We start from the raw sequence: 15,529 nt of genomic DNA, 5'->3' as shown, positions 1-15,529 counted from the left end.
AATCCAAAAGTTATCTCTTGGCCATATCACCTTAACAGTGGGCTTGACTCCGGAAGCTGTAATTACTTTTCCTGTAAGAGTTTTGAGTCCAACCCTCGTTTCATCCTGGCACAGGTAGCGAACACACTTGCCGGGCGCTAGATGTTCTTCTAGACAATTAAGAATGATTCCGAGTTTTTTTTAAATTCAGATACCAATTTCTCGTCTTGCTTATGGCTTTGAGGACGAGGCACTTTTAATTTTGCTCCTAATCGATATCGTACCCATGCATAAACCGTTGCATACTCGATATCTTGCCCATGTTCTTGTTTTAACCAATCAACTATTGCGCCATAGCTACTAAAGCCCTTTCCTGTTTTTAACTCCTCCTCAAGTGCTGCGATCGCAACATCATCGATTTTTCGTTTTGCCCCTGGCGCTTTCTTGATTTCTAATAACCCTGATAGCCCATCAGTTCTGTACTTCTGCAACCATCTCGTGACCGTTGAAGTATCTCTTGCCAAGCGTTTCCCGATTTCTTGCTGTTCCTTTACTTGTTCAGTTTTGATCCACCACAACATCTGTAGCTTTTCTTTCTGATTTCCCAAGTTGGCTGTTTGTAGACGTTTTTTTAGTTCCTCTTCGCTCTCTGTTATTTCAATCTTAAACGGGCGGCTCATGGCTATTTAAACTTAGGAGTTGGCCTCTTACCATTATATGTAGCTTCATATTAAACTGGTATAACTTATTTACTTACCTAAATCGACAAGATTGGTCTACAGTCGAAGTCTCTTCAAATTGCACCATTATTAGAACAGTTGGCGCATCACCTACTGTTCCAGATAAGTGACCTTTATGACCTTGTGCGTCTGTTTTCGTACCCTGATCTTCTCCAAAGGAAATTTCGCCTTCTCCCATCTCAACTCGCTGTCCGTCCATAGTCTCCACAAACCAACGTCCCGACAAAGGTATGATCCACTGGGGTTTCGGGTTCTCATGCCAGTTCCCAATCCACCCCACAGGTAGCACAGTAAAGCTGATTGTAGCACCGGACTGCTTCAAATTAGAAAGCCACTGCGGTGAGGTATCCGGGGCTATACCTTTTTCCATGAAGTCTTCAATTTGACAACGGGATTGGTGACTTATACCGTCGTTATCAGTCCAGACGTGCCAGTATTTAATTGTTGGTTTGGGTGATGAGTTATTCTGCATAATAATGGCTCTTTTTGCTCCGAAATAGTATTGAAAGGCGAATTATAAATTAGAAATTACGCAATTCTAACCGTATAATCGTGTCCTTCCCATTTGCTGCTTTCAATCCAGAAAAAGGTAAAGTTGATTGGTTGTTCTTGATTATCAAAAATAGAAATATCTACAAAATTCACTCCTAACTTTGTATAATTAGAAGGCGTATTTTTTACGGTTTGCCAATTATCATCTGACCAGTGCAATTTAAAAGACGCTAAAGCGTGAATTCGCAATATATAACCTTTTTCAACTTTGTCTATTTGACGGTTAAACTTCCACATTTCAAATGATTTACACTCTTTTCTTTCACCTAAATAGCGATTTGCTATCTGTGGAATTAAATCAAATACCTGACCATCATGATTTGACCGCAACATCTTGATATACTCTGAGTGCGCCCACATCAAAGGCATTGCCGAACCCGTTGGTTTTCCTAAATACAGATGTGTTTCAGGTATATCTGCTTCATCCCAAACCTGTTCGGGTAGTAAACAAGTATCTGAAGCAAATCCTTCCATCGCTTTGATATATGTTTTGACATCGCCGCCAATAGCTAATTCATAATGTCCTCGTTCTCCTGTTAAGAGAGGCCAAGCGCGTCCCTTACCATAACCAGTATAAGGACTGCCGTCTTCTTGCTGGCCGTAACCGTCGTGGTTGTAACGATGCCAACAAGGCCCAGCAGGTGTATCAACTTTTAAAACTGCATCAATTACTTTGACAGAATCAACAATAATCGGGTCATCAGGTTTGCGAATTCCATAGCGCACTAATTGTAAAAACCCACCATCAACAATTTCTTTCGCGGGAAATTCTGACGGTTCACCAGGAGGTTGACTGCTAATAACAAGAGTTCCTTGGTTAGGATTTTCGTTGGGTTGAGGATTATTTATATCTGTAGGAGTAATCCGAATGTAATGGCGTTTTATGCCAGATACTAAAGTTCCTTCAGTAGTAACTGTCCAAGCTTCGATATGAGATTCTAAAAAATCAGCGTATTCTTCTATAAACTTTGCTGTTGTTTCATCCCCACGTTCACGAACAAATTGAGCAGCACAAATTAAGGCGGCAATATTAGATGCTAATGTTGATGGTGAATAACCACTATTTTCTTCCCAGCGTTCTTGTTGGGTAGCTGGGCCGTGACGAATTAAATAACCAGCCGCCCGCAAAATCATCGGATAAATATCAAAGTTTAAACAAGTTTTTTGCTGGTGCAATAGCCATGCTAACAGAATGGGAAATGCCACCTCATCAAGCTGGATACCTGTCCAATAAGGTTTACCATCAACCCAGAAATTTTGGGGAAAACCGCCATCTTCCTGTTGACTCGTAGCAAGATAAATTAGCGATCGCACTGCTGTTTCTGTTTCCCCAGCAGCTACCAAACCTGTTACACTACTCACCAGATCCCGCGTCCAGACAAGGTGATATCCTCCTTGGTCTTGGTCATTTTTGGCTTCACCCCAAGGGATAGCCAGAGATGCAATTAATGCACCTGGATAGCTTTTATCTTCGTGTGCTAACAACAGACTAATGCTGTTGTGATACAACTTACCTTCGTCATAAGAACTATTTTCTAATGGTTTAAGACCCTGGCGCGATCGCTTCCACTGTTCGTTATATTGCTGCTTCTGCTTTTCAAAAGGAATATTGAGTGATTGAAACAGTGTAGAAATTGCATTATGCAGATTTGTCCCAAATGCCAGTCCTAAAGTAAACTCTTTAGTATTATCTAAATTTAGTTCTCCAGTTAATGCTATGTTGCCATCTACAACACTATCAAACTCCCAGTCCATCTGAAAATTATCAGCTAAATCTGTCCAACCATCACTTTCACCAACGTAGCCACAAGAAAGACGAGTAAAGGGAATTGTTGCACCTAGCGCTAACCATGTTCCTTGTTTCTCGGCTGTAAGAATTCTATGTCCAGCAACTTGTACAGCGTAACCATTATTACCTCTACCTTCAACTTCCAGATGTGGCGCACACAAAGCGTATAGCTGGAGTTGGGAAATAAAATCGCTATCTCCTGTTAACTTTGTGCGTTGTAAAATACAGGATAAATGCGGGTCAGCAATTACTTCTTTGATTACAGCATAACGCCCTTGTGGATCGGAATTAGTGATGCGATATCCTAAACCATGAGTCCACATCGGTTCAACTTTTGATTCGAGATGGCGTTTCTCTTCGTGAAAAAAGCTTTTTCCATCAGAAATTAAATACTGTAAATCCCGAACTTGTGGTTTATCTACTGTGGGATGATAGATTTCAGTCACAACACCATTCCAGATAGTAAACCAAATATTACTAGAGGTAGAGTAAGCTGTTCCGACTCCATCTTTATTGGCATGAGTCCATCGAGGTTCGATACCTGGTGAGCCAAAAGCCTGTCCTTGACCAAGAATTTTCACCATAATTTGTTGTGCAGATCAGCGCTGTAGTTGATTTTTATTTGATTAAACAATTATTGAGAACTTTGAGAATATTTGCGAGATGAAGTTAAGGATTTAGCTTCAATAAAAATTTGTTTGATTTCAGGATGCTTTTGACGAATATTTGCTTCTAAACTTTCTACAGTTAAGGCTATTTCTTCACCTGTAAGATTGTGAGAAAATTGAATTTCTAAGTTGAGTAATACTTCTTGGGGAGCAAGTTGCATTGTTAGCACCCGGATAACTTCTTTCACTCCTGGTTCTGTTTTAGACAAAGAACGGATATTGGCTATAGTTTGAGGATCGGCACTTTCACCAACTAATAATCCTTTACTTTCTCTCGCTAGTACTACTGCTACTATAGCTAAGATAATGCCAATAATAATTGAGGCGATACCGTCAAAATAAACATTATTAAATAGATGCCCTAAAAATATTCCGATTAAGGCAACGAATAAACCTAAAATTGCGGCAGTATCCTCAAATAATATTGTAATTACTGTGGGATCTTTACTGCTTTTGATAGCTTGCCAAAAATTTTGTTTACCCTTTGTTGGCAAAAACTCTTTTAAAGCTACAGTCCAAGAATAACCCTCTAATAGTATTGCTATACCTAACACAATATAATTCCACGTTGGGTCTTCTAAAGGGCTAGGGTTAATTAAATGAGTAATTCCCTCATAAATTGACATCCCGCCACCAATGGCAAAGATGAGGATGGCGACAATAAAAGTCCAGAAATAAAGTTCTAGACCGTAACCAAAAGGATGGCTATCATTTGCTGGTTTTTGGCTTCTGCTAATTCCCAGCAAAAGTAATAGTTGATCGCCAGTATCTACAACTGAATGAATACCTTCAGATATCATGGCGGAACTACCAGTAATAGAGGCGGCGATAAATTTAGTAATAGCGATCGCTAAATTAGCCCCCATCGCCGCATATATAGTTTTATTAGACGAATCAGTTGCCATAAAAGTAAATAATAATTATGTCGAAATTTCTAATTCACCATTGAGATGGGTAATTTCCTATTGAGTTTGTTCGCCATCGTGCCAGAATCGCAATCCCACCGTAGCGTCTCCCACGGACAAATTTGTGAGTTCTAGGAGGATGTCTGAAAAGTAGGCGAAAGGTATAATTTGTCCTTCTGAGCGGAATAAAATGGAGCGAAGAATCTCACGATCTCGCGGGTTGATGAGATGCTTCACTGTGCTATCGATCCCAGCATGAAATTTTTGACTACAAATTACGAATTACGAATTACGAATTACGAATTACGAATTACCTTAACCATTGTCTGTAAAACCTGGATACAGAGTCATTCCACCATCTACAAATAGTGTTGTACCGTTGACATAATCAGAGTCATCAGAAGCCAACCAAACTGCTGCTTTAGCGATGTCTTCTACATCTCCCACACGTTTCGCTGGAATTAGTTTTAGTAAATTTGCCTCTGCTTCTGGGGTATCCCAAGCTGATTTGTTAATTGGGGTTTTGATTGCACCAGGAGCAATACTATTAACCCGAATTTTATGAGGAGCGAGTTCTTGGGCAATACTTTTCATCATCATATTAATACCACCCTTGCTAGTAGCATAATTAACATGACCTGCCCAAGGAATTACCTCATGTACAGAACTCATACAAATAATCTTACCTGCCGCACATGAAATATCAGGCTTCACACCTCGACGCAAGAATTCCTTTGCGGCTTCTCTAGCACACAAGAATTGTCCCGTTAGATTTATCCCAATCACTGCATTCCATTGATCGAGGGTCATATCTATAAATGCTGAGTCTTTTTGAATGCCTGCATTACTTACTAAAATATCAATAGTGCCAAATTCTTGAAGTGTCTTGCTGAACATTGCCTTTACTTGGTCTTCTTTGCTGACATCGGCTTGAATCGCAAATGCTTCGCCATTATTAGCTTTGATATCATCAACAATTTTTTGGGCTGATTCACCTTCAGAATGATAGTTAATAGCTACTGCTGCACCTGATGCAGCCAAATAGCGAGCGATCGCTTCACCAATTCCAGAACTAGCACCTGTCACAAGTGCTTTTTGACCTTTAAGTAAGTAAGGGGAGTAGCTCATAATACTGTTTCAGAAATTTTGCTATGTATTTTCATTTTCAAAGTTTGAAGATAGCTGATATTGAAAACTTATGATTGAATCCAAATTGAAGCAAGCTATCCTACGTTGAAATTTTTATACCAATTATAGATTTTGCTTAGGTGTTTAATTTTTGACAGCTATTTTGGTGATTCTGGCATTACTTTAGAGGTTTACAAGAATTAACGCTTCTAGCCATTGGAATAATAAATATCTCTACCGAAAGAACTATAAAAATTTCATCACGATTTCATTATTGGATGAAATCTTTAAAGGATGAAGTCAGTTCCATGTCTTTCTTAAGCAGGAGATAAATTTTATAATAGTTTCAATTTTTTGAGATTAATTTATTTATACAGGAGTTTGATTAATGACGAGTAAGCATTTACTAAAGTTATTTATTAATATTGTAGAGATGCATATTTTCAGGTATGTATGATTATTGATGATAAAATTCAATGGATTTATTTAGTAATCACCGATCCTGATACCCCAAGGAAAAAGCGATGTCTGCTTTACCTCTCAATAGCCAGAATCTACCATACCCTGACCCTTTACACCCAATCGTTGTTCATTTTGTGATTGCGATGGTGTTTTTTTCTTTTTTCTGTGATGTGGTGGGCTATTTCACCCGTAACGTGCGTTTATTTGAGGTGAGTTTTTGGAATATGTTTGTGGCGGCGATCGCAATTTTCATCGCAATTATCTTCGGTCAATTTGAAGCAGGACTAGCCCAAGCCCAGGAAGCAGCCCAGTCAACACTGAATTATCATACCGTCTTGGGTTGGTCATTGGCGGCGATTGTTGCGGCGATCGCAGCTTGGCGTTTTGTGATTCGCAACCGCAGCCCCCGAAGAGTACCGCCCGCTTATTTGGGGGCTGCAACATTGTTAGTCTGCCTAGTATTTGTGCAAGTGTATTTGGGGAGTAAGCTGTTTTGGGTATATGGGTTGCACGTTGAACCTGTAGTTCAAGCCATGAAACAGGGAGTCTCACCATGAACCCACAACTGATTGAGCAGTTGAGATTGCGGTTGGGCGCTAACGGATTACCTTACGAGATTCCTATACATCCGCAGTTAGTACATCTAACCCTTGGTTTATTTATCGTTGCCATTCTTTTTGATATAGCAGGAGTGCTGTTTTCTTTAGAAAAACCAATTTTCAAATTTTTGGGATTGGCCACCATCCGTTCTAGCTTTTTTGATGTCGGCTGGTACAACCTGATAGCAGCAGCAGCTATTACATTTTTCACGGTTGCGGCTGGTTTTTTTGAGCTACTTTTGGCAAATCCACTAGTCGATCAAAAGAGTGCTTGGGGGTTGAGTCCTGGTTGGACGATGCTTTTACATGGTTTGGGTGGCGTTTTGCTGTTGGCGATAATTGTCGCCATGACTGTATGGAGAGGTTTACAACGCTATCGCTGGCGGAAGGATGCTTCTAGACAAGTGCAGTGGAGTTATTTGTTAGCAGGGATTGCGATGCTAGGCATATTATTCGTCCACGGAACATTGGGGGCGCATTTGGGAGAAGAGTTTGGGATTCATGTTACTGCTGCTAATACAATTTCCAAAAATTTTTACAACAAATAATTAAACGAGAATTTATTGAATTTTATGTTTAGTGTTTTTGAATATGTATTGATAGCGGTTTATGTAGCAGTTTTGCTCGTCATCAGTCGATGGATTGGACAGCAGGCGTTTTCTTGGATGCCTCCCCAAGCGACAACAGAAGCACAACGGGTAGATGATTTATTTAGCTTCTTAGTCTCAATTGGAGCATTTATCTTCCTTGGGCTAGTTGGCGTTATGGTGTATGCGATCGCATTCCATCGCGCCCCCCCAGGAGACTATAGTGAGGGACATCCTTCTAGAGGTGATGCAAGGCTAGAAATATTGTGGACAGCAACCCCAACTTTGTTAGTAGTGTGGATTGCTTTCCAAAGCTTCAATATTTATCAGCAGTTAGATATTTTAGGTTTAAAGCAAATCGTGCATTTGCATACACCCCAACAAGAAGCAGGGGGAAAAGGAGCAGGGGGCAGGGAGAATGCTCTTTTTCAGATGCCTCTCTTTGAATCTGCACCCGCCTATGGTACAACCGTTAGCGATGCCCCTAAACCTGCATCTGAAACTATTGATGTTTTCGTTAAGCAGTGGGATTGGTCTTTTCGTTATCCAAATAATGTTACTAGCAATCAACTGCATCTGCCGATCAATCGTAGCACTCGCTTAAATCTGCAAGCGCAAGATGTGATCCACGGTTTCTATGTCCCTGAGTTTCGCTTAAAGCAGGATATTGTTCCAGGGCGCGACATTGATATTGTGTTAACACCCATTCGTGCAGGCAAATATCGGCTGAAAGATTCTCAATTTAGCGGCACTTACTTTGCCTTAATGGAAACGGATGTATACGTTGAATCCCTCGATCAATATAATCAGTGGCTCACGCAAACTGCTAATAGCGAACAAACCCCTGTAAATCAAGCAGTTGCCGAAAATATCCAAGCACCAAAAACATTGTTTAATAGCGGCTGGTACACCGTCACACCTGCTCAACCTGGTATTGCCAATAGAAGGAAGCAAAATAATGACACATGACTTTAGTCAAGAGATTACCGGGGATCGAGAATCGCAGAACCAGCAGGATAATATTTGGCGGGAATACTTCAGCTTCAACACCGATCATAAGGTGATTGGAATTCAGTACATGGTGATGACCTTCATTTTCTTCCTGATTGGTGGGTTATTGGCGATGCTGATTCGGGCTGAGTTGCTCACCCCAGAATCGAATTTGGTCGATCGCCCGCTTTATAACGGTTTGTTCACCATGCACGGGACAATCATGATTTTCCTGTGGATTATTCCCTTTAATGCAGGGCTTTCTAACTACTTAGTGCCGCTAATGATTGGTGCGCGGGATATGGCTTTTCCCTTGCTCAACGCCATTTCCTTTTGGATTTTGCCACCAGCTGGCCTTTTACTACTGTCTAGCTTTTTCCTGCCAAACGGCACTGCACAAGCTGGGTGGTGGTCTTATCCGCCAATTAGTCTGCAAGTTCCAGGCGATCAGTTTATTAACGGTGAATTTATTTGGATAGTCAGCCTAGTTTTGATCGGCATCTCTTCCATCATGGGGGCTGTCAACTTTGTGACAACCATCTTTTGGATGCGCGCCCCAGGGATGACATTTTTTCGGATGCCTGTGTTTGTTTGGTCGGTTTTCAGCGCTCAGTTATTGCAACTGATTAATTTACCTGCCTTGACAGCTGCATTGATCCTGCTGTTGCTTGACCTATCCGTTGGTACACAATTTTTTAAACCGGATGGGAATGGCGATCCGATCATTTACCAGCATCTATTTTGGTTCTACTCTCACCCAGCAGTTTATATCATGGCACTACCAGCCTTCGGTATATTTGCTGAGGTTTTGCCTGCATTTTCTCGCAATCCCCTATTTGGTTATCGGTCAGTTGCGATCGCCACATTAGGTATTGCTGCGATCAGCATCTTCGTTTGGGCACATCACATGTTCACCAGTGCTACCCCCGGTTGGATGCGGATGACCTTCATGGCTACCTCAATGTTAGTTGCAATACCCACTGGGATAAAAGCCTTCGCTTGGACAGCCACCATTTGGAGAAGCAAGCTACATCTAGAGACACCAATGCTGTTTGCAATGGGAGGTGCAGCCATGTTTATTTTTGGCGGTGTTACTGGTGTAATGCTTGCTGCCACGCCCTTTGATATCCACGTTAATAATACTTACTTTGTTGTGGGACACTTCCACTACATCGTTTTTAACACGATCACAATGGCAATTTTCGCGGCAATTTACTACTGGTTTCCCAAAATAACTGGAAGAATGTATGCTGAAGGTTGGGGCAAGTTACATTTTTGGCTGACCTTTATACCTGCCAATATTACCTTCTTCTCCATGCATCCATTAGGTTTACAAGGGATGCTCCGCCGAGTTTCTTCCTACGATCCACAGTATCAGGGATGGAACGTCATCGCTAGCCTAGCATCATTCATATTAGGAGCATCCACCCTGCCTTTTATTGCTAACATCGTAGGCTCTTGGCTCTACGGGCCGAGGGCAGTTGATAATCCCTGGCACGCTACTGGATTGGAATGGACAACCTCTTCACCACCTCCACGAGATAACTTTGAGGAGATTCCAACTGTAACCAGACCCCCTTATGACTACGGCAATCCAAAGTACTCAGTAATCGAAAATTCTAACAACATTGAGTAAGGAGTTAGACAAATTTTAATTACGAATTACGAATTACGAATTACGAATTACGAATTATGCAACGTCGTACTCATATAGATGAAAGTCCAATCCGTTTTGATTTGTGGCGGCGACGCTTGCCCAATTGGTTACAGCGCTTCCTACCAACTGGTGGCGGTACTCATGAAGATCATCATGGTAAAGGAATGTTCGGATTTACCGTGTTCCTACTGTCAGAAAGCATCATTTTTTTGAGTTTTATCTTTACTTATGTTGCTCTACGACTGATTACTAAAAATTGGCTGCCACCCGGTGTATCGGGGCCAGAATTGTCTACAATTGTAGTTATTAATACGGTAGTATTACTCTCTAGTAGCTTTGTCATTCAACCAGCAGAAAATGCCCTCAAGCGTAATGAACTCACGAAATTTCGTTGGCTATGGTTAATAACGATCGCAATGGGAAGTTACTTCTTAATTGGTCTGTTAATTGAGTGGAAAAATCTCGATTTCAAGATTACTACAGGGTTAGTTGGTTCGACATTTTACTTACTAACAGGTTTTCACGGTCTACACGTCCTGGCTGGTGTCGTACTTCAGATAATTATGCTGATTCGCTCATTCATTCCAGGCAATTATAATAAGACTCACTTCGGGACAAGTGCGACTACTTTATTTTGGCACTTTGTTGATGTAATTTGGGTCTTTCTTTTCTCGCTTCTCTACCTCTGGCGGGCATAAAAACATTTAGAAACCACAGTTCTTTAAGGAGTAATTTGATGAATTTATACTTGCAAGATATACCAGCTTCAGAACTCGCACCAAAAGCAATTCAAGAAACTCCAGCACCAGGTCAAGACCTACTAATTGCACGCGGATTACAAAAAGAGCAATACGCTGGCATTATTGGGTTAGCGATCGCTCTAATCGCCGCTGTAGGATTTTTTAGCCGGAGAGTTGAATATGCTATTGCATTGGCTGTATTTCTCAGCGCTATTGTGATAGCTTTGTTTTTCATCTAGCAAAACTTCCATTAATTAATTATTCTAATTAAACAAGATTTACGAGGGATTTTATGAACAGCCAAGTTTATCAAACTGTGATTGTCGGCGGTGGTTTTACCGGACTATTTACAGCCTTACATCTAGCTCACGAACATTATCCGCGTTCTGTTATTTTGATTGATAAAGATGAACGATTTTGTTTTAAACCATTACTATATGAATACTTTGATGGCGAGATGGAAAACTTTCAGGTTGTCCCGCGTTTTTCGGAACTACTCAAAGGTAGTGGTGTCATCTTTGTTCAAGATGCAGTGGAATCGATAGACTTGCATCAACGGGAAGTCAAATTAGCTTCGGGAAACTCTTATAATTACAGCAACTTAGTATTAGCTTTGGGTAGTGTTACTGGCTATCATCAAGTTGAAGGTGCGAATGTTAATGCCTTTCCTTTCTGGACACAAGCAGATGCGATCGCTCTTGACCGTCATTTACGTGACTGTTTGCACAAAGCCGTCCAAACTGAAGATTCAGAACAACGCCGAAAACTATTAACAGTAGTCATTGTTGGTGGTGGTGCTTCTGGTGTAGAAATGGCAGCTACTCTAGCGGATTTTCTACCACATTGGTATAGCGCTTTAGGAGGCAATCCGAGTGAAATTCACGTGGTACTGCTCAATCATGGTCAAAAAATTCTTGATGGCGATATTAACGATCCACTACGCCCAATTGCTGAGAGAGAATTACAAAAACGCACTATACCAATTGAAATCCTTATGGGAGCAGAAGCCACTGCTGTTCACCCTAATACAATTGAATATAAGAGCAATAATCAAGTTAACATACTGCCAACACATACCACAATTTGGACAGCAGGTACTTCCATTCATCCACTGATTCAAGACTTACCAATTCCCAAAGAGCATCGGGATCATCATAACCGTCCTCTAGTCACTCCCACCATGCAATTACTCGACTTTCCAGAAGTTTTTGCAGGCGGTGATTGTGCAGCAGTTCAGGATAGTTCATTACCACCTACAGCCCAAGTTGCTTATCAACAAGGAGCTAATATTGCTCACAATTTGAAAGCGATCGCTCTAGGAGAAGAACTCAAACCTGTTAAAGTAAACATTCGAGGAACTCTCTTAAAATTGGGGTTAAATGATGCTGCCGCTAACCTTTTCAATGTTTTTGAAGTTGCAGGAGAACCTGGGCATTTAATCCGTCAAGGCACTTATTTAACGCTATTACCAACACCAATTCATGACTTTAAAGCAACAACTGAATGGGTGGATGAAGAGATTTTTCATCACCACCTCGACCCTCACGATGTAGGTAAAAAAGTCGTGCAAGCAGTAGAAGTAGTTGGTGCAGGATTTTTAAGTGTTTTAGCTGCCAGAAAATTATTAAAAATGTTGGGAGACGAGGAAAAAAGCAAATAAGGAGTGAGGAGTGCTAAAAAGCTTTTTTCCTTGACATAATCTCCTTTAACAGAACGTCAATTATAAGTACAAAGGCTGTTGAATATGTCTAGTCAAACCGATGTACAAGTACAAAGAATTAGAGCTATTGGCTTAACGGTAACAAACTGCGTAGGCGTAGCCCGTCGTAGACATCGCTCTTTGGAATTCTATACACAAGCACTCTTGTTTGAACTCGTTTCTGACATTACTGTTGAAGGACAAGATTATAGCGACTTAGAAGGCGTACCTGGGGCAAAAATTCGCATTGTCACTTTGCGATTAGGTGACGAACTTATCGAGTTGATGGAGTATCTTAATATTCAGGGTGAACCCATCCCCAGGGATTCACAAAGTAACGATCTGTGGTTTCAACATCTGGCAATTGTAGTGAGTGATATGGATCGTGCTTATGCTCACTTGCGTTCATTTCCCATTGAACCAATTTCAGTTTCGCCGCAGACAATACCACCTGAAAATGAAGCATCTGGTGGTGTCCGCGCTTTCAAGTTTAAAGACCCTGATGGTCATAATTTAGAGTTAATTTGGTTTCCGCCTGATAAAGGACAAGAGAAATGGCATCAGAAAAACCATCGCTTGTTTTTGGGAATTGATCATAGTGCGATCGCTATTTCCAATACCGAGCAAAGTCTACACTTTTACCGCGACCTCCTGGGAATGCAAATTGATAGCCGCAGTCTCAACTGGCGTGCAACCCAATCTCGCTTGGATAATTTACCAGGAGCCGAAGTCAAAATTACAGCATTGCGACCTGTTCAAGATGGTATGGGAATTGAACTGTTAGACTACATTTTGCCTGGAAAAGGTCGCCCAATACCGAGTGACTGGAAAAGCTGCGATATTGCACATATCCAAATTGAGCTTGTTGTAAATAATCTTGAGCAGTTAGTAGATAAGCTACGGCGTAATGGGGTTCAATTTGTATCGTCGCGGATTGTACAATTTAGCGATCGCTCTTTTCCTTATCGGCAAGGTTGTCTAGTTAAAGATCCTGACGGACACGCAATCTTGCTAATTGCGGAATTTTGATGTGGGAAGCTGTGGGTAGTTGATTTTTATGATGTGGCGTTGTTAATAACTGAATCATAAATATGATGATTCACCGCCCAAAAATCAAAGCATCGAGCGAATAAGCACCAGGGCCTAAAACCGCGATCGCAATCAGCATAACGCAATACATAAAAGCCTTTTCCCAACTTGGCGGTTCACCTTGTCCTAAAGCACCCTGATACTGTTCTTGAGGAATTAAGTATGGATCTTGAGCTACAAAAGGCTTACTTCCAGTGATGTGCAAATATATCGCAAAAATCATTGAGCAGAGAATGGGCAAAGTTGCTAAAAGTGTGAGGAATCCAATAATCAGAAAAATTCCGCCACCTAACATAGATGCAGCTGATAAAAAGCAAAGAAAGACAGGCGTTTTTAGAGACTCAGCCCACTGTCGAAGATGCGTTATCTTGGGATAGCCGTGTAGTATAAACAACCAGCCAAGGCTAACTCTGAGCAGTAAAAGTGCCAATCCTGGAAATCCGTCAGGATATATAGGAGAAAGTGAACTTAACAAGTGTGGACTTAGCTGTGAGAAATTAAATGCAGCTAGGAAAAAAGCGATCGCTACACCCAACCCAAATTGATAAATCATAGTTGTACACCACGGGTATTAAGATCGATAACATATAACGAATGACCGGCTGTAATAAATAGGCGTTCACGAAGTGTCCCTGAAAGGGAATCGCGTTTCTTACCACCAAAAGTCAGGTTAGCTGATGTCTCCGGTACAAAAATTTTTCCTAAGCAAGTTCCGTCGGGGGCATATATCTGCACGCTATCTTGAGAACTAGTAAAAACATTGCCATATTCGTCAACCCGCAGTCCATCCGGTTGTCCTGGCTCAATGACTGCAAATACACGCCCATTCTTTACATAGCCATCGTCCACAACCTCATAGACACGAATATGATGAGGCCCCCCAGGAATATTGAACGCAGCTGTATCTGAAACATACACCATACTTTCGTCTGGACTGAAAGCCAACCCATTAGGGCGCACCATGTCTGTTACTACAGGATAAATCTCACCTGTTGCCGGGTCAAAGCGATAGACGTAACTTCCGGGTTGTTCCTGTTCGCCGCCGTAACCTTGGTTTGGCTCAGTGATACCATAAGGCGGATCGGTGAACCAAATTGTGCCGTCACTTTTGACTACCAAATCATTTGGACTGTTCAGGCGTTTGTTTTGGTAGCGATCGACTAAAACCTTCCATTCACCATCATGTTCGCGTCGGATAATAGCACGCAAACCAGATGAACACGCAACCAAACGACCTTCTAAGTCTCGGTAATTACCGCTTTGATAATCAGATGGATCTCGCAGGACAGTTACATTGTCAGTAGGACTCCACCGCAACAGGCGGTTGCCGTGAGCATCGCTCCACACAACACTGTCATCTTCATGGAAGTAAACAGGCCCCTCGCTATGGACTGCACTGTTGGCAAGCTTTTGAAGTAAGGCTCCTGGGCGTACAATAGCATGCAGGCGATCGTCATAAATTTCAATAGCTTCAGGCATAGAAATCTCCTGTTATTTAACTTGGCTACTGACGATAAATAGCAGGTCTAAATTAATACTAAAATACTGTAGATGTATGTTTAATATCGTGTAACAAAATGAGTGTAAAATTTTTAGCTATTTTCATCAGTTACTAAATACAACATTGAAGTTAGTTATTACAAAATTAATTCTATTTTTTTACTCTCAAATAACATTGCACCATAGATATAGATTGCACCAAAACAGACTATTTTTGTTAAAAGCAAAAGTATTTGTGTTAAAAACTAAATATTTTTTCAGACAATCAAATTGCTGGCTTGGCAAAAAATGTCAAGTTAAATTTATTTGTTAATTTTCTCAAGAGATTATATGGATAATTCACATAATAGAAATAAAAAATGAAATTAAAATGAAATCCTAACCTGCCTTTAGGTATAAATAAATATTAACCCATTAGAGAGAAGCAAGATTGTAGTTAAAGTTT

Annotated in this window: 16 protein-coding genes; 8 read left to right on the top strand and 8 right to left on the bottom strand. The window is 41.0% G+C overall.

The window, feature by feature from the left end:
• Positions 1-149 precede the first annotated feature (149 nt).
• From RMZ41_RS27635 to RMZ41_RS27610, 6 genes are all read right to left on the bottom strand, one after another.
• Positions 150-659 carry a helix-turn-helix domain-containing protein gene (locus RMZ41_RS27635; RefSeq protein ID WP_322641750.1) on the bottom strand — a complete coding sequence of 170 codons (510 nt, stop codon included), beginning with the start codon at positions 657-659 and terminating at the stop codon, positions 150-152.
• A 73-nt stretch (positions 660-732) separates the two neighbouring features.
• Positions 733-1,191: a cupin domain-containing protein gene (locus RMZ41_RS27630; protein WP_322641751.1), complete on the bottom strand. Its 459-nt coding sequence runs from the start codon at positions 1,189-1,191 to the stop codon at positions 733-735.
• Positions 1,192-1,247: 56 nt separating this feature from the next.
• Complete coding sequence (locus RMZ41_RS27625) at positions 1,248-3,644, bottom strand: glycoside hydrolase family 15 protein (RefSeq protein WP_322641752.1); 2,397 nt, start codon at positions 3,642-3,644, stop codon at positions 1,248-1,250.
• Between the two features lie 50 nt (positions 3,645-3,694).
• Positions 3,695-4,633, bottom strand: a complete 939-nt coding sequence (locus RMZ41_RS27620) for a cation diffusion facilitator family transporter (protein WP_322641753.1) — start codon at positions 4,631-4,633, stop codon at positions 3,695-3,697.
• A 57-nt stretch (positions 4,634-4,690) separates the two neighbouring features.
• Positions 4,691-4,870, bottom strand: coding sequence for a hypothetical protein (locus RMZ41_RS27615; RefSeq protein WP_322641754.1), 180 nt, complete (start codon positions 4,868-4,870; stop codon positions 4,691-4,693).
• 78 nt (positions 4,871-4,948) lie between these two features.
• A complete protein-coding gene (locus RMZ41_RS27610) occupies positions 4,949-5,761 on the bottom strand; it encodes an SDR family oxidoreductase (protein WP_322641755.1) in 813 nt (270 codons plus the stop codon).
• Positions 5,762-6,285: 524 nt separating this feature from the next.
• Here RMZ41_RS27610 and RMZ41_RS27605 point away from each other — a divergent pair.
• The 8 genes from RMZ41_RS27605 (at position 6,286) to RMZ41_RS27570 (ending at position 13,524) form a co-directional block, all read left to right on the top strand.
• On the top strand, positions 6,286-6,780 hold the full coding sequence (locus RMZ41_RS27605; protein ID WP_251957213.1) for a DUF2231 domain-containing protein: 495 nt from the start codon (positions 6,286-6,288) through the stop codon (positions 6,778-6,780).
• Positions 6,777-7,370 (top strand): DUF2231 domain-containing protein, encoded by a 594-nt coding sequence (locus RMZ41_RS27600; RefSeq protein WP_322641756.1) that lies wholly within the window; start codon positions 6,777-6,779, stop codon positions 7,368-7,370. The genes RMZ41_RS27605 and RMZ41_RS27600 overlap by 4 nt, the downstream gene beginning before the upstream one ends.
• 24 nt (positions 7,371-7,394) lie before the next feature.
• Positions 7,395-8,378 carry a cytochrome c oxidase subunit II gene (locus RMZ41_RS27595; RefSeq protein WP_322641757.1) on the top strand — a complete coding sequence of 328 codons (984 nt, stop codon included), beginning with the start codon at positions 7,395-7,397 and terminating at the stop codon, positions 8,376-8,378.
• Complete coding sequence (gene ctaD / locus RMZ41_RS27590) at positions 8,368-10,035, top strand: cytochrome c oxidase subunit I (protein ID WP_322641758.1); 1,668 nt, start codon at positions 8,368-8,370, stop codon at positions 10,033-10,035. The genes RMZ41_RS27595 and ctaD overlap by 11 nt, the downstream gene beginning before the upstream one ends.
• Before the next feature lie 56 nt (positions 10,036-10,091).
• Positions 10,092-10,754 (top strand): heme-copper oxidase subunit III, encoded by a 663-nt coding sequence (locus RMZ41_RS27585; RefSeq protein ID WP_322641759.1) that lies wholly within the window; start codon positions 10,092-10,094, stop codon positions 10,752-10,754.
• A 38-nt stretch (positions 10,755-10,792) separates the two neighbouring features.
• Positions 10,793-11,035, top strand: a complete 243-nt coding sequence (locus RMZ41_RS27580) for a hypothetical protein (protein ID WP_322641760.1) — start codon at positions 10,793-10,795, stop codon at positions 11,033-11,035.
• Between the two features lie 53 nt (positions 11,036-11,088).
• A complete protein-coding gene (locus RMZ41_RS27575; RefSeq protein WP_322641761.1) occupies positions 11,089-12,456 on the top strand; it encodes an NAD(P)/FAD-dependent oxidoreductase in 1,368 nt (455 codons plus the stop codon).
• Between the two features lie 84 nt (positions 12,457-12,540).
• On the top strand, positions 12,541-13,524 hold the full coding sequence (locus RMZ41_RS27570) for a VOC family protein (protein WP_322641762.1): 984 nt from the start codon (positions 12,541-12,543) through the stop codon (positions 13,522-13,524).
• A 70-nt stretch (positions 13,525-13,594) separates the two neighbouring features.
• Here the strand turns inward: RMZ41_RS27570 and RMZ41_RS27565 are convergent, their stop codons facing one another.
• Both RMZ41_RS27565 and RMZ41_RS27560 read right to left on the bottom strand, forming a co-directional pair.
• The gene (locus RMZ41_RS27565; protein WP_322641763.1) at positions 13,595-14,137 is read right to left on the bottom strand and encodes a DoxX family protein; all 543 of its coding nucleotides are present in this window, start codon (positions 14,135-14,137) and stop codon (positions 13,595-13,597) included.
• A complete protein-coding gene (locus tag RMZ41_RS27560) occupies positions 14,134-15,063 on the bottom strand; it encodes an SMP-30/gluconolactonase/LRE family protein (RefSeq protein WP_322641764.1) in 930 nt (309 codons plus the stop codon). The genes RMZ41_RS27565 and RMZ41_RS27560 overlap by 4 nt, the downstream gene beginning before the upstream one ends.
• Between the last annotated feature and the right edge of the window lie 466 nt (positions 15,064-15,529).

Origin of the sequence: Nostoc sp. DedVER02, assembly GCF_034530675.2 — a bacterium.
GTDB lineage: Bacteria > Cyanobacteriota > Cyanobacteriia > Cyanobacteriales > Nostocaceae > Nostoc.
The sequence above is the reverse complement of the archived record's forward strand: the minus strand, read 5'-3'. Positions and strand labels throughout refer to the sequence as shown.

Coding starts and splice junctions, on each gene's coding strand:
- RMZ41_RS27635 (WP_322641750.1), bottom strand. CDS start 659: ATGAGCCGCCCGTTTAAGATTGAAATAACAGAGAGCGAAGAGGAACTA.
- RMZ41_RS27630 (WP_322641751.1), bottom strand. CDS start 1,191: ATGCAGAATAACTCATCACCCAAACCAACAATTAAATACTGGCACGTC.
- RMZ41_RS27625 (WP_322641752.1), bottom strand. CDS start 3,644: ATGGTGAAAATTCTTGGTCAAGGACAGGCTTTTGGCTCACCAGGTATC.
- RMZ41_RS27620 (WP_322641753.1), bottom strand. CDS start 4,633: ATGGCAACTGATTCGTCTAATAAAACTATATATGCGGCGATGGGGGCT.
- RMZ41_RS27610 (WP_322641755.1), bottom strand. CDS start 5,761: ATGAGCTACTCCCCTTACTTACTTAAAGGTCAAAAAGCACTTGTGACA.
- RMZ41_RS27605 (WP_251957213.1), top strand. CDS start 6,286: ATGTCTGCTTTACCTCTCAATAGCCAGAATCTACCATACCCTGACCCT.
- RMZ41_RS27600 (WP_322641756.1), top strand. CDS start 6,777: ATGAACCCACAACTGATTGAGCAGTTGAGATTGCGGTTGGGCGCTAAC.
- RMZ41_RS27595 (WP_322641757.1), top strand. CDS start 7,395: ATGTTTAGTGTTTTTGAATATGTATTGATAGCGGTTTATGTAGCAGTT.
- ctaD (WP_322641758.1), top strand. CDS start 8,368: ATGACACATGACTTTAGTCAAGAGATTACCGGGGATCGAGAATCGCAG.
- RMZ41_RS27585 (WP_322641759.1), top strand. CDS start 10,092: ATGCAACGTCGTACTCATATAGATGAAAGTCCAATCCGTTTTGATTTG.
- RMZ41_RS27580 (WP_322641760.1), top strand. CDS start 10,793: ATGAATTTATACTTGCAAGATATACCAGCTTCAGAACTCGCACCAAAA.
- RMZ41_RS27575 (WP_322641761.1), top strand. CDS start 11,089: ATGAACAGCCAAGTTTATCAAACTGTGATTGTCGGCGGTGGTTTTACC.
- RMZ41_RS27570 (WP_322641762.1), top strand. CDS start 12,541: ATGTCTAGTCAAACCGATGTACAAGTACAAAGAATTAGAGCTATTGGC.
- RMZ41_RS27565 (WP_322641763.1), bottom strand. CDS start 14,137: ATGATTTATCAATTTGGGTTGGGTGTAGCGATCGCTTTTTTCCTAGCT.
- RMZ41_RS27560 (WP_322641764.1), bottom strand. CDS start 15,063: ATGCCTGAAGCTATTGAAATTTATGACGATCGCCTGCATGCTATTGTA.